This is a genomic window from Oscillatoria sp. FACHB-1407, assembly GCF_014697545.1.
Taxonomy (GTDB): Bacteria; Cyanobacteriota; Cyanobacteriia; order Elainellales; family Elainellaceae; genus FACHB-1407.
Genome location: NZ_JACJSA010000028.1, coordinates 14,723 through 40,431, shown reverse-complemented (window position 1 = coordinate 40,431; position 25,709 = coordinate 14,723). Strand labels below are relative to the sequence as shown.

18 protein-coding genes are annotated in these 25,709 nt (G+C 48.7%); 11 read left to right on the top strand and 7 right to left on the bottom strand.

Features of this window, described 5'->3' with window-relative positions; genetic code table 11:
* On the bottom strand, positions 1-843 hold the full coding sequence (pheA, locus tag H6G89_RS30320; protein ID WP_190513755.1) for a prephenate dehydratase: 843 nt from the start codon (positions 841-843) through the stop codon (positions 1-3).
* Positions 844-1,047: 204 nt separating this feature from the next.
* Here pheA and H6G89_RS30315 point away from each other — a divergent pair, with 204 nt between their 5' ends.
* The gene (locus tag H6G89_RS30315; RefSeq protein ID WP_190513754.1) at positions 1,048-1,632 is read left to right on the top strand and encodes a DUF1997 domain-containing protein; all 585 of its coding nucleotides are present in this window, start codon (positions 1,048-1,050) and stop codon (positions 1,630-1,632) included.
* Here the strand turns inward: H6G89_RS30315 and H6G89_RS30310 are convergent.
* From H6G89_RS30310 to H6G89_RS30295, 4 genes are all read right to left on the bottom strand, one after another.
* A complete protein-coding gene (locus tag H6G89_RS30310; RefSeq protein ID WP_190513753.1) occupies positions 1,606-2,289 on the bottom strand; it encodes a ribonuclease HII in 684 nt (227 codons plus the stop codon). The two genes, H6G89_RS30315 and H6G89_RS30310, sit on opposite strands and share 27 nt — an antisense overlap.
* Positions 2,290-2,291: 2 nt before the next feature.
* Positions 2,292-4,301 carry an Rne/Rng family ribonuclease gene (locus H6G89_RS30305; protein ID WP_190513752.1) on the bottom strand — a complete coding sequence of 670 codons (2,010 nt, stop codon included), beginning with the start codon at positions 4,299-4,301 and terminating at the stop codon, positions 2,292-2,294.
* Positions 4,302-4,834: 533 nt separating this feature from the next.
* Positions 4,835-7,516, bottom strand: a complete 2,682-nt coding sequence (locus H6G89_RS30300) for a TIGR03960 family B12-binding radical SAM protein (protein WP_375539710.1) — start codon at positions 7,514-7,516, stop codon at positions 4,835-4,837.
* 98 nt (positions 7,517-7,614) lie between these two features.
* Positions 7,615-7,950 carry an STAS domain-containing protein gene (locus tag H6G89_RS30295; protein WP_190513751.1) on the bottom strand — a complete coding sequence of 112 codons (336 nt, stop codon included), beginning with the start codon at positions 7,948-7,950 and terminating at the stop codon, positions 7,615-7,617.
* Positions 7,951-8,509: 559 nt separating this feature from the next.
* On the opposite strand from H6G89_RS30295, the gene H6G89_RS30290 reads away from it, so the two are divergent.
* On the top strand, positions 8,510-8,704 hold the full coding sequence (locus H6G89_RS30290; RefSeq protein WP_190513750.1) for a hypothetical protein: 195 nt from the start codon (positions 8,510-8,512) through the stop codon (positions 8,702-8,704).
* 326 nt (positions 8,705-9,030) lie between these two features.
* Here the strand turns inward: H6G89_RS30290 and H6G89_RS30285 are convergent, their stop codons facing one another.
* Positions 9,031-9,426: a hypothetical protein gene (locus tag H6G89_RS30285; protein WP_190513749.1), complete on the bottom strand. Its 396-nt coding sequence runs from the start codon at positions 9,424-9,426 to the stop codon at positions 9,031-9,033.
* A gap of 178 nt (positions 9,427-9,604) precedes the next feature.
* On the opposite strand from H6G89_RS30285, the gene clpS reads away from it, so the two are divergent.
* Positions 9,605-9,886: an ATP-dependent Clp protease adapter ClpS gene (gene clpS, locus H6G89_RS30280; protein ID WP_190513748.1), complete on the top strand. Its 282-nt coding sequence runs from the start codon at positions 9,605-9,607 to the stop codon at positions 9,884-9,886.
* A gap of 27 nt (positions 9,887-9,913) precedes the next feature.
* A complete protein-coding gene (locus H6G89_RS30275) occupies positions 9,914-10,321 on the top strand; it encodes a hypothetical protein (RefSeq protein ID WP_190513747.1) in 408 nt (135 codons plus the stop codon).
* Positions 10,322-10,799: 478 nt separating this feature from the next.
* On the opposite strand, the gene hisD is transcribed toward H6G89_RS30275, so the two are convergent.
* Complete coding sequence (hisD, locus tag H6G89_RS30270; RefSeq protein ID WP_190513746.1) at positions 10,800-12,113, bottom strand: histidinol dehydrogenase; 1,314 nt, start codon at positions 12,111-12,113, stop codon at positions 10,800-10,802.
* A gap of 241 nt (positions 12,114-12,354) precedes the next feature.
* Here hisD and rpsT point away from each other — a divergent pair, with 241 nt between their 5' ends.
* The 7 genes from rpsT (at position 12,355) to H6G89_RS30235 (ending at position 25,698) form a co-directional block, all read left to right on the top strand.
* On the top strand, positions 12,355-12,660 hold the full coding sequence (gene rpsT, locus H6G89_RS30265) for a 30S ribosomal protein S20 (protein WP_190513745.1): 306 nt from the start codon (positions 12,355-12,357) through the stop codon (positions 12,658-12,660).
* An 83-nt stretch (positions 12,661-12,743) separates the two neighbouring features.
* A complete protein-coding gene (locus H6G89_RS30260) occupies positions 12,744-13,568 on the top strand; it encodes a TatD family hydrolase (RefSeq protein WP_190513744.1) in 825 nt (274 codons plus the stop codon).
* A gap of 413 nt (positions 13,569-13,981) precedes the next feature.
* Positions 13,982-17,281 (top strand): DNA-directed RNA polymerase subunit beta, encoded by a 3,300-nt coding sequence (gene rpoB, locus H6G89_RS30255; RefSeq protein WP_190513743.1) that lies wholly within the window; start codon positions 13,982-13,984, stop codon positions 17,279-17,281.
* 99 nt (positions 17,282-17,380) lie between these two features.
* A complete protein-coding gene (locus H6G89_RS30250; RefSeq protein WP_190513742.1) occupies positions 17,381-19,450 on the top strand; it encodes a DNA-directed RNA polymerase subunit gamma in 2,070 nt (689 codons plus the stop codon).
* A 105-nt stretch (positions 19,451-19,555) separates the two neighbouring features.
* Positions 19,556-23,584: a DNA-directed RNA polymerase subunit beta' gene (locus H6G89_RS30245; RefSeq protein ID WP_190513790.1), complete on the top strand. Its 4,029-nt coding sequence runs from the start codon at positions 19,556-19,558 to the stop codon at positions 23,582-23,584.
* Between the two features lie 752 nt (positions 23,585-24,336).
* Positions 24,337-25,065 carry an FHA domain-containing protein gene (locus H6G89_RS36000; RefSeq protein WP_190513741.1) on the top strand — a complete coding sequence of 243 codons (729 nt, stop codon included), beginning with the start codon at positions 24,337-24,339 and terminating at the stop codon, positions 25,063-25,065.
* Between the two features lie 129 nt (positions 25,066-25,194).
* Positions 25,195-25,698 carry a DNA recombination-mediator protein A gene (locus H6G89_RS30235; protein ID WP_190513740.1) on the top strand — a complete coding sequence of 168 codons (504 nt, stop codon included), beginning with the start codon at positions 25,195-25,197 and terminating at the stop codon, positions 25,696-25,698.
* Positions 25,699-25,709: the final 11 nt, after the last annotated feature.

Below are 25,709 nucleotides of genomic sequence, written 5' to 3'. Positions count from 1 at the left end.
TTAGGCATTGACCGGCAGAATGGTATAGCTGCCAAATATCTTTAAGGTTTCTGTATATTGCCGTAGCTCCTCTAACGCAGCTTGCACCAGGGGAGCTTTTACATCTGCCTCGATATCAGTGAAGAAGAGATATTCACCGAGCGATCGCTTAGTTGGGCGTGACTCAATCCGACTTAGATTGATATCTCGTTGAGCAAAAATTTGAAGCACTTTTGCCAAAGAACCGGGAAGGTTGGCTGGAAGGCTAAATGCCAGTGAAGAGTGACTACCGCCCGGAGAAGATTCTAAACTGAGTGCCCAGAACCGAGTGCAATTATCCGGATGATCATTGATTGGGTGCACTAGTGTCGGCAAATGATAAAGCTGCGCCGCCCGTTGAGAAGCGATCGCCGCTACCGTTTCATCCTGTTCTAAATATTGCAACGCCTCCGTAGTCGAGTGGGTGGGAATCACCTGGGCATTTGGCAGGGATGTTTCAAGCCAAACTTGACACTGTGCCAATGCTTGGGGGTGTGAGTAGACCGTTCGAAGTGCGTCTAACCCTTTGGCATAGGATAACAAGGCATGGGAAATCGGCAATACTAATGCCTGTTGAATTCGTAACTCATCCAATTGCCATAAAGTGTCAAGCGTTACAGTGACACTCCCTTCGATGGAATTTTCAACTGGGACAACAGCAACTTGAGTTTGTTGAGAGGCGATCGCTCTTAAGGAATGAGCAATGGTGGGACAAGGGTAAAGGTGAGATTCAATTCCCCGTGATTGAAGAACCTGACTGTAAGCAAGGGCAGCCATTTCTGAGTACGTTCCGGAGGGTCCTAAATAAGCGATCGCTAGAGACATAGAAGTGGAATGAAATCCTAATAACTTGAGTGAAGGAGTCAGCAGAATTATTGAGAAATTACAACATTTGGTTAAGCATAATCAGAAAGGTTCCTTGCAAACACGTATACTTCCTAAGAACAAGGTTGTTTTCTTGGAAAAATTGTAAAATTTAATTAAGGGTAGTTCTCAACCATTCACATTTAGCCTCCCCCCAATCATCCCATGTCAATTCGCTTTACTGCGTCCCAATCGGTTGAATTGGTTGTACCGGAGCAACCTATTCCCATTCAACATTATCTCCGTCAACCTCAGCGGCTAATTCGAGCATTGGTTGACCCAAGCCGTATGGAGCAGTTGAGTGCTGACAGTTTTCGTCTCAAAATGCGTCCTCTTAGCTTCATGATGTTGAGCTTACAACCTGTAGTAGACATGCGTGTGCGGTCGGAGGCAAATGGCACCATTCACTTAGAATCGATTGGGTGTGAGATTCGTGGAATTGAGTATATCAATCAACGGTTTAAGTTGAACTTAGTGGGCAAACTTAATCCAGTGGTAATCAACCATACAACCCATTTGTGCGGAAGAGCCGATTTAGAAGTTCAGGTTGACTTGCCTCCAGCTTTTATGATGACTCCAAAACCCATCCTGGAAGCCACTGGAAATGGGTTACTGCGTAGTGTTTTGCTAACGATTAAGCAACGATTGATGCACCAATTGTTGGTGGATTATCGTAAGTGGGTTGCTCAAACGGTTTCTGCGGAAGAGGAGCGATCGCCCATGCTACCCACAAACAGCCCCATTATCTAACTGCTTAGCATCTGAAACAGATTGATTAGTATCGTTTCCGGGCAAACGGCAGGGACTAAAAGAGCGACGATGGTAGAGCGTTACTCCAAGTTGGTGTAACACTTGTCGATGTTTTACAGTGCCGTACCCCTTATTTGTGTCTAAGTCGTAACCTGGATATCGCTTAGCAAGACGGGTCATCAGTTCATCTCGCCATACTTTAGCAATAATGCTGGCAGCGGCGATCGCCACAGAATGTTGATCACCCTTAATGATGGTCTGTTGGGGCATAGGCAGGTGAGGAACCCGTTGATTACCATCAATCAAGCATAACTCCGGAGCAGGATCTAATCGCAAAATCGATCGTCGCATCGCCAGCAGAGACGCCTGTAGGATGTTGAGCCGATCGATCTCACGAACCGACGCCACCCCAATTTTACAATCCAGCGCGATCGCCCGAATTACACTCACTAACGCCACTCGTTGCATGGCAGTCAGTTGCTTACTGTCCGTCACACCTGCCGCAATTAAATCTGTAGTTGCACCACTGGGCAAGATTACAGCTGCCGCAACAACTGGACCAAATAAGGCACCTCGACCAACCTCATCAACACCCGCCACAATAGATGCTGATGGTAATTGGCTAGCCTCTAATAAACTTAGCTGCTGAGGAACCACAGTTAATCGTCAGACGAGACAGAGGAACGGCGGCGACGACGGCGACGGTTAGCCCCCCCATCTTCAGCTTCTGCCTCCAGGTCAGGAGTCATAGAAGGCAGGTCTTCAACCGCAGATGCAGCTACTGTCTCCGGTATTGGTTGCTCAACTGTCTCTACCTCCTCAGTAGCCGTTTCAACATCGGATGGAATGACCGTCACAACTGAGCCATTACCTAGCTTTGGACCTTCTCCAGGCAAAGCTACTTTAACAACCACAGATTTTGGATCTTTCACTGACTCCGTTGTCAAAATCAGAGGAGAAATGCCCATCAATGCATAAACCTCCTGCTCATCAGGCGTCATTTCGACGTTGATGATTTGAGGAGGCTCAGGAGGTTGTTTTTCACGTCCTCGTGGCGGACGGTTACGGTCTGATTTTTCAAGTCGCCCTTCTTTGGGTGCCAGGGTTGGAGCAGGAATGGTGAAGGGTTCCTCTGGTGTAAATCCATCACTCTCGGTATCTAGTTCTGGTTTCAGGCCATTAATTTTAGGAACTGGTTCACCAATTCGACCTCGACTCCGACGGCGGCGACGGTTGTCATTACGACCGCCCCGTTCCTGGTAGTTCGGGTGATTCATGAGTGACAGTTCTTGCAGATCTGAACCCGGTTCAGAATCAAAATCATCATTACCACTGCCACTCTCCCAAGTCTCTTGAAACTGGGCTAAGCGAGGTTGGGGCTGAGGAATCGAGCGAGTGACCGTTGCTTCTATAGGCTCTGAAAGTCTTTCCGTTTCTCCTGGCAGGTGAACTAAATGACCTAGCCCGCCACAAGTTGTGCAAGGACGTCCAAACAATTCGTAAATGTTCTGTCCCTGACGTTTGCGAGTGAGTTCGACTAATCCCAACTCAGTTAATTGCGCGATTTGAGGACGGGCTTTGTCGGCTCGCAGGGCTTTATTAAATTGTTCCAACACTTGCAATTGGTCGCGCCGAGAATCCATATCGATGAAATCGACAATGATTACCCCTGCTATATTGCGTAGACGCAATTGACGAGCAATTTCCAGAGCCGCTTCACAGTTTGTCCACAGCACCGTTTCACGGGCTGTGGCGGAGCGGGTAAAAGAACCAGAGTTCACGTCGATGACCGTCAACGCTTCAGTGCGTTCAATAATAATGTAACCACCGGAGGGCAGATCTACTCTGGGCTTGAGTGCTTCACGAATAGCCGCATTGACTCGGAAGTACTCTAAGATCGAGACACGATCGCGGTGATGATCAATCAACACGCCTTGGGGCGATCGCCCACCACTCCAGTTCATCAAGTGTTGCTTGACACGCTTCATTCCAGTGTGGGAATCAACCACAATACGATTCACATCCGCACTGTAGACATCTCGCAGCACCCGTTGAATAAAGTCATCATCTCGATTGAGCAAACTGGGGGCACGAGTCGTCAAGGCTTCTTGCCGGATGTTGTCCCACTGTTTTTGTAGCGATTCCAAATCCTCCATAATGGCTTCTTCTGCCATTCCTTCAGCCTCTGTACGGACGAGTAACCCCATACCCGCAGGCTTGATTAAAACAGCCAACGCCCGCAAGCGGTTGCGTTCATTTTCGTTGCGAATGCGACGGGAAAGGTTTACCCCACGACCTGAGGGCATCAACACCAGATAACGACCGGGAAGACTCACATTTCCGGTTAGGCGAGGTCCTTTGTTTCCCGTTGGTTCCTTCATCACCTGCACCAACACTTTTTGTTGGGGTTCCAACAATTCTGTGATGGAGCCTGCGGCACGTTTGAGCCGGAGTGGACCTAAATCAGTAACGTGAATAAATCCGTTGCGCTCGGTGTCACCCAAATTTACAAATGCTGCATCAATCCCAGGTAGTACGTTTTCGACAACTCCTAAGTAAATGTCGCCAACCTGGTGACTGCCAGTTGCGACAATTAATTCTTGAATTTGATCTTCTGAAAAAACAGCAGCAATTCGATGTTGTTCTGCAATAATGATTTGCTTCGACATTCAATTTCCTCAAAAATTAGCTGCACAGGGGGCACAAGCTCGATGGGTGCCATTCTGTGGAAAGTTAAGACTGAAAAGCGAGCGAAAAATTCTGACATACGGGGAGGCGATGAAGCTGCTCCAACCTAGTAAATGCCACATCGTTCAGCAAGCCAAATCGGCTGAACGCAGTGACGAACGATTAAGCAACCGTCCATCAAACAAGTCTTGGAAAGATACCTGAATCCCTAAGAACTAGGCACCCAACTAAACCAAGATGGAAACCTAAAGTGTTACAGACACGACCGACCCCACTCTCATTACCGATTGAACCACTGGCAACCGCTTGGGTTTCTGATCTGCAACAGCTTCTATTAGTCAAGCATTATAGCGTGCAGTGACGAATCCGCTATTAAAAATGAACGATTCGTGAAAAATGCTCGTCAAAAGTGCAGGAACCAACGTTTTGGGGAGAATCACCCTCATTTCCATCATTCTCTTCCACCATATCTTAATGTTTGGTGGGTTGGGTAGGGATGAACCATTAGACAGGTCTATGGTGTCTCTAAGATCAGTTGATTGCGATGGCTGTGTCGCAGCTGAAATTGCCGTTGAGACACGTACTCCAGCATGTAAACCAGATGTTCTGGGCGCAGCAGTGTGCCATCGTTGCGACAACTGCCAATGTAATGCAGGGTGACGGTAGGTGTTGTAGTCTCCAGGAGTGCCAACTTCTCCGGTGTTTGAGCCGGGTTGAGCCGCTCCAACATAAATAGGCGATCGCGCAAATTTACCATCCGTTTTTTCCCAGACTTGCTGGTTTGCTCCCACTCAATCGTCTCAACGGCATTCACAGCATCAATCCAGGTTTGCCAGTCCGCCTCTGTCGGAGCCAACTCAGATTCATCTAAGACCGAGCTAAGGGCGATCGCATAGTCAGCGCGATCGAGCAGTTGCGTCGCTGAGGGAGTATCAACCGCGATCGCCTTTACCTGATAAATCGGCATGTCTGGAGGAAGTTGAGCCGCTAATCGCTCGTGAAACTCCGCCACATCCATCACTTCGGTCAGCTCAAAATCTACAATCTCACCAGAACTCGTCGTGCCCAGCGACAGAGCACTCGCAGGAGAGATGCGTGGATTGGGATGAAACCCTCCAGTAAAGGCGATTGGCAACGCCGCACGCCGCACAGCCCGCTCAAACAACCGCACCAGGTCTAAATGACTCACCAGTGCCATGTCGCCCTGTTTCCCATGCCACACCCGCAACCGTTGCACCCGTTGTTGATTGGGTACAAACTCTCCGGCAAAGACCGGAATGGGAGGTGGTGGAATCACAATGTTGTGCCCAAAATCAGGACCACAAACACCACAGTGAGAGCAGCCTTCAAAGGAACAATCTGGGACGATCGCTGCTTCTAATGCCCGTTGCAGGTCTTGTTTGAGCCAATCTTTTTCAATCCCGGTGTCGAGGTGGTCCCAGGGAAGTGGAGCATCCAAAGCAGAGACACGATTAATCGCGTCTGTACTGGTGTGAGATGCTGAGGAGCCAAAGACATTCCATTCGCCGTTTTCAATCTGGCGATATTTCCAGGTCAGTCCAGATTCCTCAATTGCCCCAGTCCATGCGGCAAAGGCACGATCGAGGCTTTCCCACCAGGAATCCATGCCTGCACCCAACTCCCAGGCACGACGCACAACCGCCGCTAGACGGCGATCGCCCCGTCCCACAAAGTCTTCCATGGCTGAAATCCGCACATCCGTAAAGTTTGCCTTCAGTCCACGAATGCCACGAAACTCGCGTCGCAACAACTCCTGTTTGCGTTCAAATTCAACGGTCGAGACAGAATGCCACTGGAAGGGCGTATGAGGTTTGGGTGTGAAGTTAGAAATGGTGACGTTAAAACTGATACGTTTGCGACCGGGGATATAACATTCCTGTTGTAACCAGCGAATGGTTTCAGCAATACCCACTACATCCACATCCGTCTCACCAGGCAAGCCGATCATGAAGTAAAGTTTGACTTTATCCCACCCCTGCTCGTAGGCGGTTTTGACCCCCCGCAACAATTCCTCGTTGGTCAGCCCTTTGTTGACGATATCGCGCAAACGCTGCGTTCCCGCTTCTGGCGCAAAGGTAATACCGCCCTGACGAGTGCCACCGATGATATGGGCAATATTTTCGTCAAAGCGATCGACTCGTTGGCTCGGCAAACTCAACGAAATATTGTCATTCTGGAGCCGATTCTTAATCTCCATCCCGACCGCAGGCAACGCCAGGTAATCGGAGCAACTCAGCGATAACAACGAAAACTCGTTATATCCCGTGGCTCGCATCCCCTGCTCGATCGCCTCTACGACGTGATCTGGCTCCACATCTCGTGCCGGACGGGTCAACATTCCCGGTTGGCAAAAGCGGCAGCCCCGTGTACAACCCCGACGAATCTCAATCGTCAGGCGATCGTGCACCGTTTCTACATAAGGCACTAAACCAATGGAATAAGCTGGAATTGGGGTTGCCACTCGACGCAACACTCGTGCAGGCACATCTGCTCGATTGCGCTGCACTGACCCATCGGGGTTCATATCGTAGAACCGAGGGACATAAACTCCGGGAACCTGAGCCAGATCGAGTAACAATTCCTCACGACTCAGCCCTGCTGCTTTACCCTCTTCTAAAACCAGCCCAATCTCAGGCAACAGTTCTTCACCATCGCCCAGGGCAATGAAGTCAAAGAAATCGGCGTAGGGTTCGGGGTTTGAAGTTGCCGTTTGCCCCCCCGCAAAGATGATGGGATAGCTGCCTTGCTCAGCATTCCAGGTACCTGGTTGGTTACGCTCTTGCCAGGTCAGGGGAATTCCTGCTAAATCCAGCATCTCAAGAATATTGGTCGCCCCTAGCTCGTAGCTAAGACTGAAACCCAAGATATCAAAGTCGGGTAGCGATCGCCTCGACTCTACCGCAAACAAAGGCGTCTGGGTTTCTCGCAATCGAGTTGCCAGATCCGGTGCGGGTAAATAGGCGCGATCGCACAACTGCCGAGGCTGAGCATTCAGAATGCTATATAAAATGATATGCCCCAGGTTAGATGCGCCGACCTCATAGACCTCAGGATACGTCAGCACCCACCGCACCACAGCATCTTGCCAGGGCTTATGAACCGCACCTAACTCATTACCCAGGTAACGAGCAGGGCGGGCAATATCAGATGTCAGCAACGAATTAATAGAAGCCACAGCAATGGATACCTTCGACGATTGGTCAGGTTTCACTGATCCACTATACCGAATGCTTACCCATCTCGCTGCGGCTTGCTATCTACGCTGTATTGCGATTAAGCGATCGCCACCTCAAACGCTGAGCGATCGTCAAAAATTTCGAATACTCTATCAAGCTGAGTCAACTCAAAAATAATCCGACTGGATGCAGAAATACCACAAAGACCGAACCGCTTTCCAAGTCGCTGAGCTAACGAAAGTGCTGACACTAGAGCCACTAAACCTGCACTATCTAAAGACTCAACTTCGCTCATATCCACCAATAGGACAGAGCACTGATTGGAAGATACGGATGCTGTCAACTCCTGCTGAAAGTCCTCTGCGTTAGCTGCATTGAGATGACCGCAAGGCTGAATAATCGCCATTTGGGAGTGAGAGAGAACGTTTTGCATCGTCCGAATCCTACAAATCTACTAGCAACTGGTGAATCGCTCTTAAGATGATTCCGAGAATAACCGTACTTTTTCGGACAGACTAGAGACTTCGACTAATTTCGTCAAAACTTTATCTGTCAACCCCTTTTATTTAAAGTTTTCAGTAAGGATTTCCCCAGAAAAGTGTACGAGAATACGATTCTTCAAGCTTTTTAACGTTTGCCCTGAGGATCATACCTATATCTTTTTGTGAAGATCAGATAAAGCAATCCTTGAAGCAAACTTTCATTTGGTTACATTTTGCTCCATTCGCATTGTTAATCTTCACCCTCAGATGAATCCTTTCCACCTCTAGGTGGTTTCCTGAAGCTGTCCTTGAGCGTTATTAGAACAGATAGAAGAGACATGATCCTGGAGAAATGTCGAGACGCCCCATCCCTTGATGCAACGCTTCCACTAATTAAGCTGTGATTGTAATCACCTGTGTCTCACCTTTCGGATCACTTCCTCGATTAAATATCCAGCAGAGAATGCGTACTGAAGAACACTCCTCACTCGCCTGCTAAAGGTACTGGTTATGAAAACTACCTGTGTCATTCGTAAACTTGTAGAGAAGGCTCTCCAAATTAAACAGTTGACGCCTGATATTGAGAATGAGATCAACTATGAACTCACTCGACTGGGTTACATTTCAGATGTTGACTATGAAGCGTTGGAGCTATTGATGTCAGAAATGGATGCTGGTCGTGTCCGTCTCGTACCTAACCCATAGTCTGATTTAGCCTTTCCTAGTCTGATTAAGCTTTTCTCGTTGCTTAGCAGTCATCTTAAGCCACAGATCTTTATAGACAAACATCAGGGCGATCGCCTCAACACTTCAAATTCCCTCGGTATATCCCAAACTTAGGTGTATCTCAACTTTTAAGATCAAGTTCCTTTACCGTCTTGATGACTGCTACTCAGCAATCTTACGAAACTGTTTCAGCCTTCTCAACGACTGGCTTTAATCTCACCAGAACTACACTCACCACCAGTTCAACCAATACTTAGAGTCCCAAACTCAACTCCAGGGCAAGCCACAAAATAAGCATGATTCCATCAGGGATTCGTCTCCTGAAAGATCTGTGGGTGTGCCTGCCAAAGTCGATAAACAAAGGTTTGCAACTGCCGACGTGCAACAGGGTCAGTCTCTAGTTGCAACTTGGACTCACCTAACTCAACTAGCAGCGGAATCACTTCAGTATCTAACGCCGCCCGAAATAAGGAGCTAGGGCAGAGTAAATCAGCACCTTGACGTAAGTCGTATAAGATTGGGGCATCTGATGGGGTTGCAGTTGACATCTCACTCATTAATGGCATCACCCGCAACACGATGGGTCGCACCCAGCATAGGCGACGACTCGGAATAACTTGAATGATCTCCGAGTAGAGGGATGTCTCTTCAAATTCAATACAAACAATTTCAGATGGGTCAAAGCTTGGATGTAGCTCCATTTTCACAAGCGATGAAAAACATCAATTCGATCAATTGCTTCTTACCCTGATCATACTGAACTGTCTTGAAGGTCAGCCCACAGGAATGGGTAGCAATAGTTGAATTAGCTCTAAAATGTTATAAATGTTTAAGGAAATACGCAAACGCTGATTGTCGTCTTCGGAGAGGGTTGGACTAGTGGCAGTCGAAACGATTCAACAGCAGTCAACTATTCGCAAACACGCACCCCGATACAAGGTGCTCCTGCACAATGATGACTACAACTCGATGGAGTATGTCGTCATGGTTTTGCTAAAAACTGTAACAAGTTTGACGCAACCCCAGGCTGTCAACATCATGATGGAAGCTCATACCAACGGGATTGCATTAGTCATTGTCTGTGCTCAAGAACATGCAGAGTTCTATAGTGAATCCCTCAAGGCTCAAGGTCTAATGAGTACGATTGAGCCTGACGAATAACTGCTCATCACGCTACCATCAGTGCTCATGCTAGGCACCTTTCAACAAAGTCATCTCCGCATTGAAGTCGAAGCTACTGAGACAGTAATTCGAGACAGTTTGTTATGCTCAGCTCAGTTTCAACAGTGGATGTTTCCACAACAGTTTCCGGCGGGCTTGCCTGACCAGCTTCAGGAAGGAACCATATTTACCAGCCGCTTAGGTCCAATCGCTGTTCGCCATCAAGTTCAGAAGATCACACCGAATGGGCTATGTTTACTCATGAGCCAGGGAATTGATGGATGCCATCGCTGGAGTTGGGGGGAAGGTTGGATACAGTCCTGCTTAGAGGGTGTCTCTGTCCTTCCCCTTAATTTGGGACAAACCTTGAGCTTGATGAGGTTGCGAGAGTTCCTGAAGAATCAGTCCCAGCCTCAACCAACAAAAATTAGCTAGCAACCATCCATTTGAGTCAAGCACCTGACAAATCAGTTTGCAGCACAGGAGCTATAGCCGTAGCCACCATTGTTAGAAGAATTCAAAGACCACGATAACCCTCTTCTGTCACTCTCTTCGTAAACAAATCTCATACAAACCTCGTTTCCAAGCTCCTGCTTGGAAATGGAGTGACGGAGGCTCTGCCTCCTAAAGCAACGGTTGGGGCAGAGCCTCCGTGAGTATATTCCTAGATAGAAGCTAGAAGGCTTGCAGAAAAATACTCTCCATCCAAAGTGATTAAAGAGGGATAAACAAGAGGTTTAAGCCCCTTGTCCCAACCAGGTTAGGTGCAGCTATAACTCTGCGGATCGGCTGAGCTTTGCCGAACGCCCTCTACAGACTTCTGAAGAACCAGGGACCACTGGTTTTACCTTGATGCCACGGTTTCAACTGCCAAGATCCTGAGCCCAAACTCAGGATAGCAATACCCTCGTTTCTAAGTCTCTTGCTCTGAGTTGCCCCGCACTCGGAAGCGTACTGAATCACCATGTGAAGGTAATCCTTCGGCTTTGGTTAGCGTTTCGATCGCACTAGCCACCTGCTGAAGCGCATTGGGTGAATATTGAATCAGGCTGGAGTATTTCATAAACGTTTCTACTCCCAAGGCAGAAGCATACCGTGCTGAACCAGAGGTCGGCAGCGTGTGATTGGGACCAGCCAAATAATCTCCTACCGCTTCAGGAGTAGATGAGCCCAGGAAGATTGCCCCTGCATGACGGATATGTTCTAACAGTGCCCAAGGATCTTCGACTTCAAGCTCCAAGTGCTCTGGGGCAAATTCATTAGACAGCTCAGCGGCCGCCTCTAGAGACTCGACAACAACGATTAAGCCGTAGTGGGCGATCGCCTTTTCCGTCAATAAGTTACGCGGATGGTTAACCAGTTGACGTTCTACCTCTGACACCACCTGTTGAGCCAATCCAGCATCCGTGGTCAGCAAGATGGCTGCTGCCATCGGGTCATGTTCTGCTTGAGCCAGTAGATCAGCGGCAACATGAACAGGGTTAGCCGTCGCATCAGCAATAATCAGAACTTCTGACGGACCTGCCAAAGAATCAATGCCCACCGTTCCATAGACAAGCTTTTTGGCTAAGGTGACATAAATGTTGCCTGGTCCCGTAATCACATCCACTTTGGGAATAGTTTCGGTGCCATAGGCTAGAGCCGCGATCGCCTGCGCACCTCCAACTCGGTAAATCTCATGCACTCCAGCCTCTTGAGCGGCTACTAAAACAGCTGGGTTCACCGTCTTGTCGGCTCCAGGAGGTGTAGTAATGATGATCCGGGGCACTTTTGCCACCTTCGCTGGAATCGCATTCATCAATACCGTACTGGGATACGCCGCTTTTCCACCCGGGATGTAAAGCCCTGCTCGATCCACTGGAGTGTATCGCTTGCCCAATACCACCTCATGATCCCCAAATTGCACCCAGCTTTTGGGCACCCGTTGCCGATGGAAATCCTCAATTTTTTGGCAGGCTAGCCGAATAGCATCTAGCAGTTCTTTAGAAACCTGCTGATATGCCGCGTCTAACTCTGACCCGCTAACCCTCAAATCCTCTGGCTTGAGAATCTGTTGGTCAAATTCTTCGGTATAGTGCAAAACTGCACGATCCCCTTTGCGTCTGACATCCTGGAGCACTTGCTGAACGGTCGCCTCTTTGTGAACGACCTGCTCATCGTGGGTGCGATCGCAGATCCGCCGCAGTTCAGTTAGTGCCTCAGATCGCTGATTAATGATTCGCAGCATCGCCACATTAAGTTAAGAAATGCTAATTGAAGAGTAGCTGTTGAGAAACCAGGTTTGTCACATCCAGCGATTGGGATCGCCAAATTAACCTGTATCTATCTAGCTTAACCTGGATTTTTAGAGGATTTAGTATTATGACAACAGATAGTTCCTTAAATTTCACTAGTCTTTCTGTCAAATCATTCGCTAGAATAGTAGGTCGCTATTCGCATTTTTTGCAGAGATACCCTAGAGATTAACCGTGGCAAATATTAAGTCGGCGATCAAACGCGTCCAGATTACAGAGCGCAACCGTCTTCGCAATAAGTCCTACAAGTCAGCTGTTAAGACCTTAACTAAGCGATATTTGACTGCTATTGCTGATCATGCGGCAAATCCCACCCCTGAATCTCTGGTAGAGGTTCAGCAACGATTGTCAGCGGCTTACAGCAAGATTGACAAAGCTGTTAAGCGCGGGGTGCTACATCGTAACAACGGAGCCCGTAAAAAATCACGTCTGATGAAAGCTTTGAAACGGCAAACTGCATCTGCTTCAGCAGAATCCTAGGATTCTCGTACTGATTGGGATTCCAGGCTGCCATTCAAGTCCTTCAAGCGAATTCTCAAGGATACTCCTGCCATCTGGTCGTCATGCAACTCATTGACACTCACGTTCATCTCAATTTTGAGAGCTTTCAGCCTGATCTGGCAGAGGTAGCTCAACGGTGGCGTGAAGCCGGGGTTGTGAGACTCGTTCACTCCTGCGTCGAACCCAGGGAGTTTCAAGCGATTCAAGCGATCGCCCAGCAATTCCCAGAAATCTCCTTCGCCGTTGGTCTGCACCCGCTAGATGCAGACCAGTGGACTGAGATGATGGCTGATGAGATTCTAGCTTTGGCTCAATCTGACCCCCAGGTCGTTGCTATTGGGGAAACAGGGCTAGATTTCTACAAAGCCGACAATCAGGAGCAGCAGCGAGCGGCGTTTGTCACACAATTGGCAATCGCACAACAGCTAGATTTGCCTGTGATTATTCACTGTCGCGATGCTGCTGCGGAGATGGCTGAGTTGCTCCGATCTTTTTGGAAGGAGCAGGGAGCAGTCCGGGGAGTGATGCATTGCTGGAGTGGAACTCCGGAAGAAACCCAATGGTTTCTAGAGTTAGGTTTCTATATCAGCTTTAGTGGCATCGTCACATTTAAAAATGCTGTCCAGGTTCAAGAGTCTGCCCGGATAGTTCCTGGCGATCGCCTGCTCATTGAAACAGATTGCCCATTTTTAGCTCCCGTTCCTAAACGAGGCGAACGACGCAATCAACCCGCCTATGTTCGCTACGTAGCAGAACAGGTCGCTCGATTGAGAAGCACCTCCCTTGAGGCGATCGCCACTCAAACAACTGCCAATGCCTGCGATTTATTCCGCCTATCCCTTCCTCAAACCAGCTCGCCTCAATCTCTCGCCTTCATTCGTTCCTGAAAATTGAACTTCACCTAAATTAATTCGCTTTCTGGCGAGGTGAGAATAACACAGTAGGGTGCTCTTGCGCCATAATGTTAGAAAATGTAGACTATCTGAACTTAGTAGTAAAAATCTGTGTTAATGTTGCTAGTCCTTGGTTAATTCGTCCCGATTGCCCTTAATGCTCCAACTTTCCAGCTAAGAATAGGTGCATTCGCTCCCAAAGCCCATCAGCCCGTTCGATTGATTATACGCACATCCGTTAATTTGCTCCATTGCAGCCCTCCCATCACTTTATTTCTATATCCTTGCCAGACATAGTTTGGTGATTTTCAGTCCTCAATGTGAGGTCTGACTTTTTTCGTTGGTACTTCTATCAAGATGCTGTAGCGTCGGGGACTTCCCTGAGCTTGAGTCGTTCGAGGAGACGCATGACTAATCTAACCCAAGCCTCAATTAACTTTACCCTACCAGACCTGGTCGAAATTCAACGCTCTAGCTTCCGTTGGTTCCTCGAAGAGGGGTTGATCGAAGAATTAGATAGCTTTTCCCCTATTACTGACTATACCGGGAAGCTGGAACTCCATTTCCTCGGTAAAGATTACAAGCTGAAACGTCCAAAGTATGATGTAGATGAAGCCAAGCGACGGGATAGTACCTATGCCGTTCAGATGTACGTGCCAACCCGTTTAATCAATAAAGAAACGGGTGAAATTAAAGAACAAGAGGTCTTTATCGGCGATCTTCCCCTCATGACGGATCGCGGAACCTTCATCATCAACGGGGCAGAACGGGTTATCGTTAACCAAATTGTTCGGAGCCCTGGAGTTTACTACAAAGCTGAAACTGACAAAAACGGTCGGCGCACCTACAACGCTAGCTTGATCCCCAACCGGGGTGCCTGGTTGAAGTTTGAGACAGACAAAAACGATTTAGTTTGGGTGCGGATCGACAAAACCCGGAAGCTGTCTGCCCAGGTTCTGCTGAAGGCACTCGGTCTGAGCGATGGGGAAATCTTCGATGCCCTACGTCACCCTGAGTACTTCCAGAAGACCATTGAGAAGGAAGGGCAGTTCAGCGAAGAAGAAGCTCTGATGGAGTTGTATCGCAAGCTGCGTCCCGGTGAACCACCAACCGTTTCTGGAGGACAACAGTTACTAGACTCTCGTTTCTTTGATCCCAAGCGATATGATTTGGGTCGAGTTGGACGCTACAAACTCAATAAAAAATTGCGTTTGACAGTTCCAGAGGCGACTCGGGTGTTGACGCCACAGGACATTTTGGCCGCGATCGATTACCTGATTAATCTAGAGTTTGATATCGGTATCGTCGATGACATCGACCATTTGGGCAACCGTCGAGTTCGTTCAGTGGGGGAGTTGTTGCAAAACCAGGTGCGGGTTGGTTTGAACCGCTTAGAAAGAATCATTCGGGAACGGATGACGGTTTCGGATGCAGATTCTTTAACTCCGGCTTCGTTAGTTAACCCCAAACCTCTGGTAGCCGCTATCAAAGAATTCTTTGGCTCATCCCAGTTGTCTCAGTTCATGGATCAAACTAATCCTCTCGCTGAGTTAACTCACAAGCGTCGTCTCAGTGCTTTGGGTCCTGGTGGTTTGACTAGAGAGCGGGCAGGTTTCGCGGTTCGTGACATTCACCCTTCTCACTACGGACGCATTTGCCCGATTGAAACTCCCGAAGGTCCAAACGCAGGACTGATTGGTTCGTTAGCAACTCATGCCCGGGTCAACACCTATGGCTTTATTGAAACGCCGTTCTACCCAGTTGAGAACGGACGAGTCATTAAGGATCGTCCTCCCACCTACATGACCGCAGATGAGGAAGATGATTTCCGAGTTGCTCCAGGTGATATTCCCACCGATGAAAATGGCTATATCTTGGGTGAACAGGTGCCCGTGCGTTATCGCCAGGAATTTACCAACACCACACCTGACGAGGTGGACTATGTATTGGTTTCCCCAGTTCAGATTATTTCGGTTGCAACTTCACTCATTCCTTTCCTGGAACATGACGACGCAAACCGTGCGCTGATGGGTTCCAACATGCAACGTCAGGCAGTTCCTCTATTGCGTCCAGAGCGTCCATTAGTAGGTACGGGTCTGGAGGCACAGGCTGCTCGCGACTCCGGAATGGTCATCGTTACCCGCACTAATGGTGAAGTGACCTATGTTGATGCCGATCGCATTCGCGTTCGAGATGATGGTGGTAAGGAACACGAATACTTCCTTCAGAAGTATCAACGTTCCAACCAGGATACTTGCTTGAACCAACGTCCAATTGTGTTTGTGGGCGATCGCGTTGTTGCAGGTCAAATCATGGCAGACGGTTCCGCCACAGAAGGGGGCGAAATCGCGCTGGGACAAAACGTCACCGTTGTTTACATGCCTTGGGAAGGCTACAACTACGAAGACGCTATTCTCATCAGCGAACGTCTGGTCTACGACGACGTTTACACTTCGATTCACGTCGAAAAATACGAGATTGAGGCACGCCAAACCAAACTGGGTCCTGAAGAAATCACCCGTGAAATTCCTAACGTTGGGGAAGACGCACTACGACAACTCGATGAAACTGGCATTATCCGCATTGGTGCCTGGGTCGAGTCAGGCGACATTCTAGTCGGTAAGGTAACGCCTAAAGGGGAATCTGATCAGCCCCCTGAAGAAAAGCTGCTGCGTGCCATCTTTGGTGAAAAGGCAAGAGACGTACGAGACAACTCGTTGCGTGTACCCAATGGTGAAAAAGGGCGGGTCGTTGACGTGCGGGTGTTCACTCGTGAACAAGGCGATGAACTCCCACCCGGCGCGAATATGGTAGTTCGGGTTTACGTTGCTCAAAAACGGAAAATCCAAGTCGGTGACAAAATGGCGGGTCGTCACGGCAACAAGGGCATCATTTCCAGGATTCTGCCGATCGAAGACATGCCTTACTTGCCCGATGGTTCACCCGTTGACATTGTCCTTAACCCACTCGGGGTTCCTTCCCGGATGAACGTCGGTCAGGTATTTGAATGCCTTTTAGGATGGGCAGGTGAGAACCTTGGCGTGCGCTTCAAGATGACCCCCTTTGATGAAATGTATGGGGAAGAGTCATCTCGTATCACGACACATGGCAAGCTAATGCAAGCCAGTGAGATAGATGGCAAAGAATGGGTCTTTAATCCCGATCATCCTGGCAAAATCCAGGTGTTTGATGGTCGCACTGGAGAACCGTTCGATCGCCCCATCACTGTGGGTAAAGCCTACATGCTGAAGCTGGTTCACCTGGTGGACGATAAAATTCACGCTCGCTCGACTGGTCCTTACTCCCTGGTGACTCAACAGCCATTGGGTGGTAAAGCACAGCAAGGAGGTCAGCGATTCGGTGAGATGGAAGTGTGGGCACTGGAAGCGTTTGGTGCTGCCTACATTCTCCAAGAGTTGTTGACGGTGAAGTCAGACGATATGCAAGGGCGTAATGAGGCTCTCAATGCGATTGTCAAGGGCAAAGCCATTCCTCGACCAGGCACACCAGAATCCTTCAAGGTATTGATGCGAGAACTCCAGTCTCTCTGTTTAGACATTGCTGCCCACAAGTTAGAAACCAAAGATGACGGCACTAGCCGAGATGTTGAGGTTGACTTGATGGCAGATGTGAGTGCTCGCCGTACTCCATCTCGTCCGACCTATGAATCTATCTCGCGTGAAGAGATGGAAGAGGTTGAGGAATAACTGATTCACGCTAGATCGGGCTGTTGGATGACACGCTTAAAACTAACAGCCCATCTAAATCGCTCTTAAACTGCCACACACAATGAAGGAAGAATAGTGATGCCGAAGCTAGAACAGCGATTTGACTACGTCAAGATTGGACTGGCATCTCCAGAGCGGATTCGCCAATGGGGTGAACGAACCCTACCCAATGGTATGGTCGTGGGTGAAGTCACGAAACCAGAAACCATCAACTACCGGACGTTAAAACCGGAGATGGATGGTTTGTTCTGTGAGCGAATTTTTGGACCTGCCAAGGATTGGGAGTGTCACTGCGGCAAATACAAGCGAGTTCGGCACCGGGGTATTGTTTGCGAACGCTGTGGAGTTGAGGTAACTGAGTCACGGGTTCGTCGGCACCGGATGGGCTACATTAAGCTAGCGGCTCCTGTGGCTCATGTTTGGTATCTCAAAGGCATCCCCAGCTACATGGCGATTTTGTTAGACATGCCACTGCGGGATGTTGAGCAGATTGTCTATTTCAACGCCTACGTAGTTCTCAATCCCGGTAACGCAGACAATCTTACTTATAAGCAACTGCTGACAGAAGACCAATGGATTGAAATTGAAGATCAGCTCTATAGCGAAGACTCTCAACTTACTGGAGTTGAGGTTGGGATCGGGGCTGAAGCACTGCAACGCCTGCTGCAAGATTTAGATCTGGAGAAAGAAGCCGAGCAATTGCGTGAGGAAATTGCCACTGCAAAAGGGCAAAAACGGGCAAAGCTGATTAAGCGATTGCGGGTAATTGATAACTTTATTGCAACCCAGTCTAAGCCAGAGTGGATGGTGCTGTCGGTGATCCCAGTCATTCCACCTGATCTGCGCCCAATGGTGCAGTTGGATGGGGGTCGTTTTGCTACGTCTGACTTGAACGATTTGTATCGTCGGGTGATCAACCGGAACAACCGACTTGCACGATTGCAGGAAATCTTGGCACCGGAAATTATCGTCCGTAACGAGAAGCGGATGTTGCAGGAAGCGGTAGACGCACTGATTGATAACGGTCGTCGCGGTCGAACTGTCGTTGGAGCGAATAACCGTCCTCTGAAGTCGCTCTCTGACATTATCGAAGGGAAGCAGGGGCGTTTTCGTCAGAACCTGTTGGGTAAACGGGTTGACTACTCTGGACGTTCTGTGATCGTGGTGGGTCCAAAACTCAAGATTCACCAGTGCGGTTTGCCCAAAGAGATGGCGATCGAACTGTTTCAGCCTTTTGTGATTCATCGTTTGATTCGTCAAGGGTTAGTCAACAATATCAAAGCAGCGAAAAAACTGATTCAACGCAATGATCCCAGTGTTTGGGACGTGTTGGAGGAAGTGATTGACGGACACCCTGTGTTGCTGAACCGTGCTCCAACCCTACACCGTTTGGGGATTCAAGCCTTTGAACCCATTCTGGTAGAAGGACGAGCGATCCAATTGCACCCATTGGTTTGCCCTGCGTTTAACGCTGACTTTGATGGTGACCAGATGGCGGTTCACGTTCCGTTGTCCTTGGAAGCTCAAGCAGAAGCCCGGTTGCTGATGCTGGCATCCAATAACATCCTCTCCCCTGCAACGGGTAGACCGATTGTTACCCCAAGCCAGGACATGGTATTGGGCTGTTATTACTTGACTGCGCACAACCCTACTCCTCAAAACGGAGAGAGCAAGTTCTTCGTTAGCATGGACGATGCGATCGCCGCTTACGAATCAGGAAAAGTGAGCCTTCATGCCTATGTCTGGGTACGGTTCAACGGGCAAATTGAACACGATGAGCCAGAAGCAGAACCGCTCTACGTCCATGACACCGATTTGTTTACCATTGCTCTCCAGGAAGATGATCCCGTTGTCAGTCGAGGTGATGTTGTTACTCCCAACACCGAGATTGCTCCCGGCATCGTTGTTTCTGAGATGGGTCAGGTTGTTCAGATTACTGAATCTCAGGTTGTGCTTCGACCGATCCGCCCTCAAGCACCCGCTTCTAACTCGGTTGAAGTGACCAAGGTGTATCTCGGAGCTAAAAGTGGTAGACCAATGCGCTTGGTACGTGAAGACAATAACGGTAACCCCATCTCCCAATACATCCGCACGACCCCTGGTCGCGTGATCTACAACAAAGCCATTCAAAATGCCTTAGTGGGCTAAGACAAATCATGACAAAGCGATGAACGTATCCAGGTTTGCTGGATTGTTCATCGCCTCCACGCAGCACTCGTGACCGCACAACACGAAAGAGGGCAGACTAACAACATGACAGAGCAGCAATCAAATCAACAGCCTGAGCAGGCGTTTGTTTTTCGTAATCAGGTGATTGGCAAAAAGCAACTCCGTAACCTGATTGCTTGGGCGTTTACAAATTATGGAACAGCACGGACTGCTCAAATGGCAGACGAGCTAAAGGATTTAGGCTTCCGTTTTGCAACTCGTGCTGGAGTCTCCATTAGTATCGATGACTTACAGGTGCCTCCCAGCAAACGCGACTTGTTGGAAGCGGCTGAAGAAGAAATCCGCACGACTGAAACTCGCTACACTCGTGGCGAAATTACTGAAGTAGAACGCTTCCAAAAAGTAATTGATACCTGGAATGGAACGAGTGAAGAACTCAAAGATGAAGTTTTGCGCTTCTTCCAGGCAAACAACCCACTCAACTCGGTTTACATGATGTCAACCTCTGGAGCACGGGGGAACATCTCACAGGTACGCCAGTTGGTAGGGATGCGAGGGTTGATGGCTGACCCACAGGGGGAAATCATTGACTTACCGATTAAGACTAACTTCCGGGAAGGATTAACTGTCACCGAGTACATCATTTCGTCGTATGGTGCCCGTAAAGGTCTGGTAGATACCGCACTTCGTACAGCCGACTCTGGTTACTTAACCCGACGTTTAGTTGACGTATCTCAGGATGTCATTATTCGTGAACTCGATTGCGGCACAGACCGAGGCATCCCAGTTCGAGCAATGACGGACGGTGAGCGAGTGCTCATTCCCCTCAAAGACCGTCTACTGGGTCGAGTTGCGGCGCGTGATATTGTTCACCCTCAAACAGGAGAGGTGATGGTTGCCCGCAACGAAGCTATTTCAGATGAAGTGGCTCAAAAGATTGGCAAAGCGAAGATTGAAGAGGTTATCGTGCGATCGCCCCTGACCTGTGAGGCGACTCGTTCTGTATGTCAACACTGCTATGGCTGGAGCTTAGCTCATGCCACTATGGTTGACCTGGGTGAGGCTGTGGGTATCATTGCAGCTCAGTCGATTGGTGAACCCGGAACGCAGTTGACCATGCGGACGTTCCACACCGGGGGAACCTTTACGGGTGAGCTCGTACCTCAGGTGCGTGCCCCGTTTGATGGTGTCGTGCAGTTGAAACCCAAGCAATTCCGTTCTCGCCCCTTCCGAACTCGTCACGGGGAAGACGCCCTGATTGTAGAAGTAACCGTTGACGTGACGGTCGAAGCGGGAGGCAAGAAGGAATCCGTATCCGTTCCTCCCGGTTCCATTCTGTTTGCTCAGGATGGTAAAACGGTCAAATCAGGACAGATGCTGGTCGAAATGCCCGCGACAGGCCGTGTTCGGAAGATTACTGAGAAAGCAACCAAAGACGTAGCGTCTGACCTGGCTGGAGAAGTGAAATTCTCTGACCTTGCTCCTGAAGAGAAGAAAGACCGTCAAGGCAACACGACTCGGATCGCTCAACGGGGTGGCTTGATCTGGATTCTGTCAGGTGAAGTATATAACCTGCTCCCCGGCGCAGAGCCTGTTATTAAAAATGGCGATCGCGTTGAGAGCAACAGCATTCTGGCAGAAACCAAGTTAGTTACAGAACATGGTGGTACTGTCCGAATTCCTCAAGAAACTGAAGGCAAAGGCGGGCGTGAAGTTGAAATCATCACCGCCTCTGTCACTCTGGGGCAAGCACGAGTCTATGCCGAGAGCTATCAAGGGCGCGAACACTACTTCATTGAAACTCAGAGCAATCAGCGTTTCTCTTTGATCGCGACCCCAGGAACCAAAGTTACTAATGGACAAGTCGTTGCTGAGTTGATTGACGATCGCTACCGCACTCAAACCGGAGGCATCATCAAATACTCTGGCATCGAGGTTGCCAAACGCGGTAAGGCAAAGGAAGGCTATGAGGTGATTCAGGGAGGCACAATTCTGTGGATTCCTGAGGAGTCTCATGAGGTGAATAAGGACATCTCACTGCTGATCGTTGAGGACGGTCAATATGTTGAAGCAGGCACAGAAGTAGTTAAAGACATCTTCTGTCAAAGCAATGGAGTTGTCGAAGTCACTCAAAAGAACGACATTCTCCGTGAGATTGTCATCAAACCTGGCGATCTGCACATGATCGACAATCCCGATGCAGTTATTGGCAAGGACGGCACGATCGTTAACCCCGGTCAGGAAGTTCTACCGGGAATCACTGCAACCGACCTGCGTTATGTTGAGTACGTCGAAACCCCCGAAGGACCTGCTCTTCTGCTGCGCCCTGTGACCGAGTTCTCAGTTCCTGATGAACCGTCAATTCCGACTCAAGAGTCGAGCCAGGAGGAATCAGGTCGTTCTATCAAGCTCAGAGCGGTGCAACGGTTACGCCACAAAGATGGCGATCGCGTCAAATCAGTCGAGGGGCTGGAACTCGTCCGTACCCAACTCGTTCTCGAAATCGATGAAGATGCGCCCCAACTTGCTGCTGACATCGAATTGATTCCAGATGAAATTGACCCAGAAACCCTGCGGTTACAGTTGGTTATTCTTGAATCACTGGTCATTCGTCGGGACGTAGCAGCTGACCAAACTCAAGGCAGCACAAACACCCGCCTTCTTGTCAAAGATGGCGATCAAATTGCAGCTGGCGCGGTTGTTGCTCGCACCGAAATTCAGTGTAAAGAAGCTGGTGAAATTCGAGGTATCCGTGAGGGAGTGGAAGCCGTTCGACGGTTGCTGGTTGTGCGCGACATCGATCGCCTCACCTACCCATTAAATGGGCAAACTGCCAGAGTAAAAGTCGGTGATCTGCTGGTCGCAGGAACCGAGATTGCTCCCGGAACCATAACAGATGAGTCCGGTCAAGTTGTAGACATAACAGACACTGAAGTTGTTCTGCGAATTGCCCGACCTTATCGTGTATCGGCAGGGGCGGTTCTTCATATCAACGATGGAGACTTGGTACAACGGGGTGACAACCTGGTATTGCTCGTGTTCGAGCGCACCAAAACTGGAGACATCATCCAGGGTCTACCCCGGATTGAAGAACTACTCGAAGCCCGCAAACCCAAAGAGGCTTGTATCCTCGCGGCAAGACCCGGCACAGCACAGGTAGTTTATGGGGATGACGAGTCTGTCGAAGTCAAGGTGATCGAAAACGATGGCGTCGTCACAGAGTATCCTCTCGGTCCTGGACAAAACGTGTTGGTGTTAGATGGCCAAGAAGTCGGCGTTGGAGAGCCTTTAACTGATGGTCCAGCCAATCCTCATGAGATCCTGGAGGTTTTCTACAAAACATACCGAGAAACCCTTGGTACTCATGAAGCAGCTCTCAAGAGCTTGCAAGCCGTACAAACCTTCCTGGTCAACGAGGTTCAGTCTGTTTACCAATCTCAAGGCATTGAGATCTCCGACAAGCACATTGAAGTGATTGTGCGTCAGATGACGTCAAAAGCTCGTGTGGACGATGGTGGTGACACGACTATGTTGCCTGGTGAGTTGGTTGAACTCTATCAGGTCGAACAGGTGAATGGAGCCATGTCGATTACCGGAGGCGCACCTGCTGACTATACACCTGTCTTGTTGGGGATTACCAAAGCATCGCTGAACACAGACAGCTTTATCTCAGCGGCTAGTTTCCAGGAGACGACACGGGTTCTTACGGAGGCAGCGATCGAAGGTAAGTCTGACTGGTTGCGTGGTCTCAAAGAGAATGTCATCATCGGTCGTTTGATTCCGGCGGGGACAGGCTTTAATGCCTACGAAGAACCCAGCAACATCGATATTGATCTCAGCTACGAAGCAGGTCTATACGACGATGATGTCGATCTGAAGGATGTTGTCCTTGATGATCGCACCGCTCGTACCTATGAACTAGAGGGCGGTTTTGACGTCTTCCCGCCACCTGATTCCTTGCGTCGAGATGGAGGAGACTTTACTCGTCCTACCACAGACTTTAGTCGAGCTAGTTACGGTAACTTCTCTAATGATGATGACGATGATTCTTATTCGCCCATCATTGATGATGATGACGATTTTGAAGACGATATTGACGATGACGATGAATAAAGTCGTTATTGCCTAGTCATCTCTCATCGTTAAAAAATCCTCTTGAACTCAAATCCAGTTCAAGAGGATTTTTCTTATTAGTTAACGTGAATTCGGAATAAGGATTTCGGCGGTTAAAACCGCCGAAATAAGAGCAAAACCGACCTGTGTCGGTTCGTCAAACCTTAATTTTCCGTAGTCCGCACCGGCGGACTTCGCTCTAGTAGCCGCGAATTCATTCGCCGGGCTCTTAAACCGAACTGACGTTCGTTACGAGAAGGTGCTATGAGACTTTTACCCAAGGGGTTAGCCCCCCAACCCCCCAGGGGAGACAGTACGTCTCCTAAAGGTTAGACTCCGTAGCACTGAGAATTGTTCCACGTTAACTCCCGTATTCGTGCGGTTTCTGCTTCAGTATAGGGAACTCTAAGCTAGAGTACAGGGTGAATCGCAGAAATGTTAGAAGTTAAGTGTTTGTCGAATTAACCTGATGAACCTGAGTTCGGGAGCAGGATCTTGGCGGTAGGAACCACCGCTATAGGAGTAAAACGACCTGCATCGGCTTGGTAAAACCCTTGATTTTTCATAGTCTGCGCAGGCAGATTTGGCTCTGGTAACCACAAATTGATTTGCCAGGGGCTTAACCCAAATGGACGCTGATGCGTGTTCAGAAATAGGTACATGGACGAGAACATACCTTGACGCCCCCTACATTGAAAATGCAACTTGTCTGATCAGTATAGATATTCATAGATATTCGCCGTTTGTAAATTGTGGAATTTGATATGTTAGGGTCAAACTCTTTTTTTAGTTCCGATCCATTCGACTCATTAGAATCACTAGATACAGTTGCAAACCCAGAGTTAAATCGTCGATTAGGGCTTTATCAATTGTTTTTGAAGCTTTACGAACAACGGCGAGAACTGTTGGATGAGATTTTGAATTTAGAGAATTCGGGGCACAAAGCTTTCTCAAGTAAAGCATTACCCTACATTCAAGGTGTGGTTTCTAATGACCAGGTTTATCTTGTTACTAATTTGTCTAATGGGCATACACAAGCTCTTGTACAACCTCAATTTACCTGGACGATTGGGCGTGATTCTCGTCGGGTTATGATCTCGATTCCAGACAAACGTTTGTCTCGTTGTCATGCAGCTATTCAATATTGCGGTAATCAGGGGTTTCAATTAATTGATTTAAACAGCAGCAATGGTTCTTTTGTTAATGGGGAATTAATCCGACATGTAGCCCCTTTACAAGATGGAGATCAAATCCGTTTAGGCAGTTTAACGTTTAGTTTCTTTGGTTGTTTTGCAAATCGCACCTTGGACGAGGTATCTCCAGAATTAATGAGTCAAATCGACGAAATCCAAAGTGCTGTGCCTCAGAGGGGCGATCGCCCTCCATCTACACCTTCCACTGGTAAAACACCTGCTTCATCAGGTCATTTTGCTGAAAGCACCTTGATGTTTATGAGAGATATGCCTTCAAATCCGCTTTGATAGATGTGGTGTGGTGACGTCATGTAAAGCGTTTAACAACGCTTGTTCTCCCGAAATTTCTCAATTCAGTCTGCGATCTGTTCCTTTACACCTGCTACAATATCTGGGTTGTTTAGGCTGGTCGTGTCTTTGAGTCAATCCATAGATCTACCTAAGGTAGATGATTTTTTGCAGGAATTAGCGACGATCCAACAGACTGGGTCGAAGCGAATTGCGGTGTTGGGGTCGCGTCACGTACCCATTACTCATCAGCATTTGATTGAGTTAATGAGTTATGCTCTGGTTCTAGCTGGTAATCGACTCTTGACATCTGGCGCAACGGGTACAAATTCTGCTGCCATTCGTGGGGCAATGCGGGCTGATCCTAATCTATTGACTGTCATTTTGCCTCAGAGCCTGGAACGGCAACCGAGGGAATCGCGTGAGCAGTTGGAACAGGTAATGCATCTGGTTGAGAACCCTGCGAATGATCATCTCTCGTTAGCAGAAGCAAGTGCCGTCTGTAATCAAGAAATTGTCTCTCGCTGTCAGCAGTTGGTCTGTTTTGCGTTTCATGACAGCCATACCCTGCTCAAAACCTGTAAGGATGCAGAGGAGCAGCGCAAGCTAGTTACGTTGTTCTATTTTGATTAACCCTTGATCCT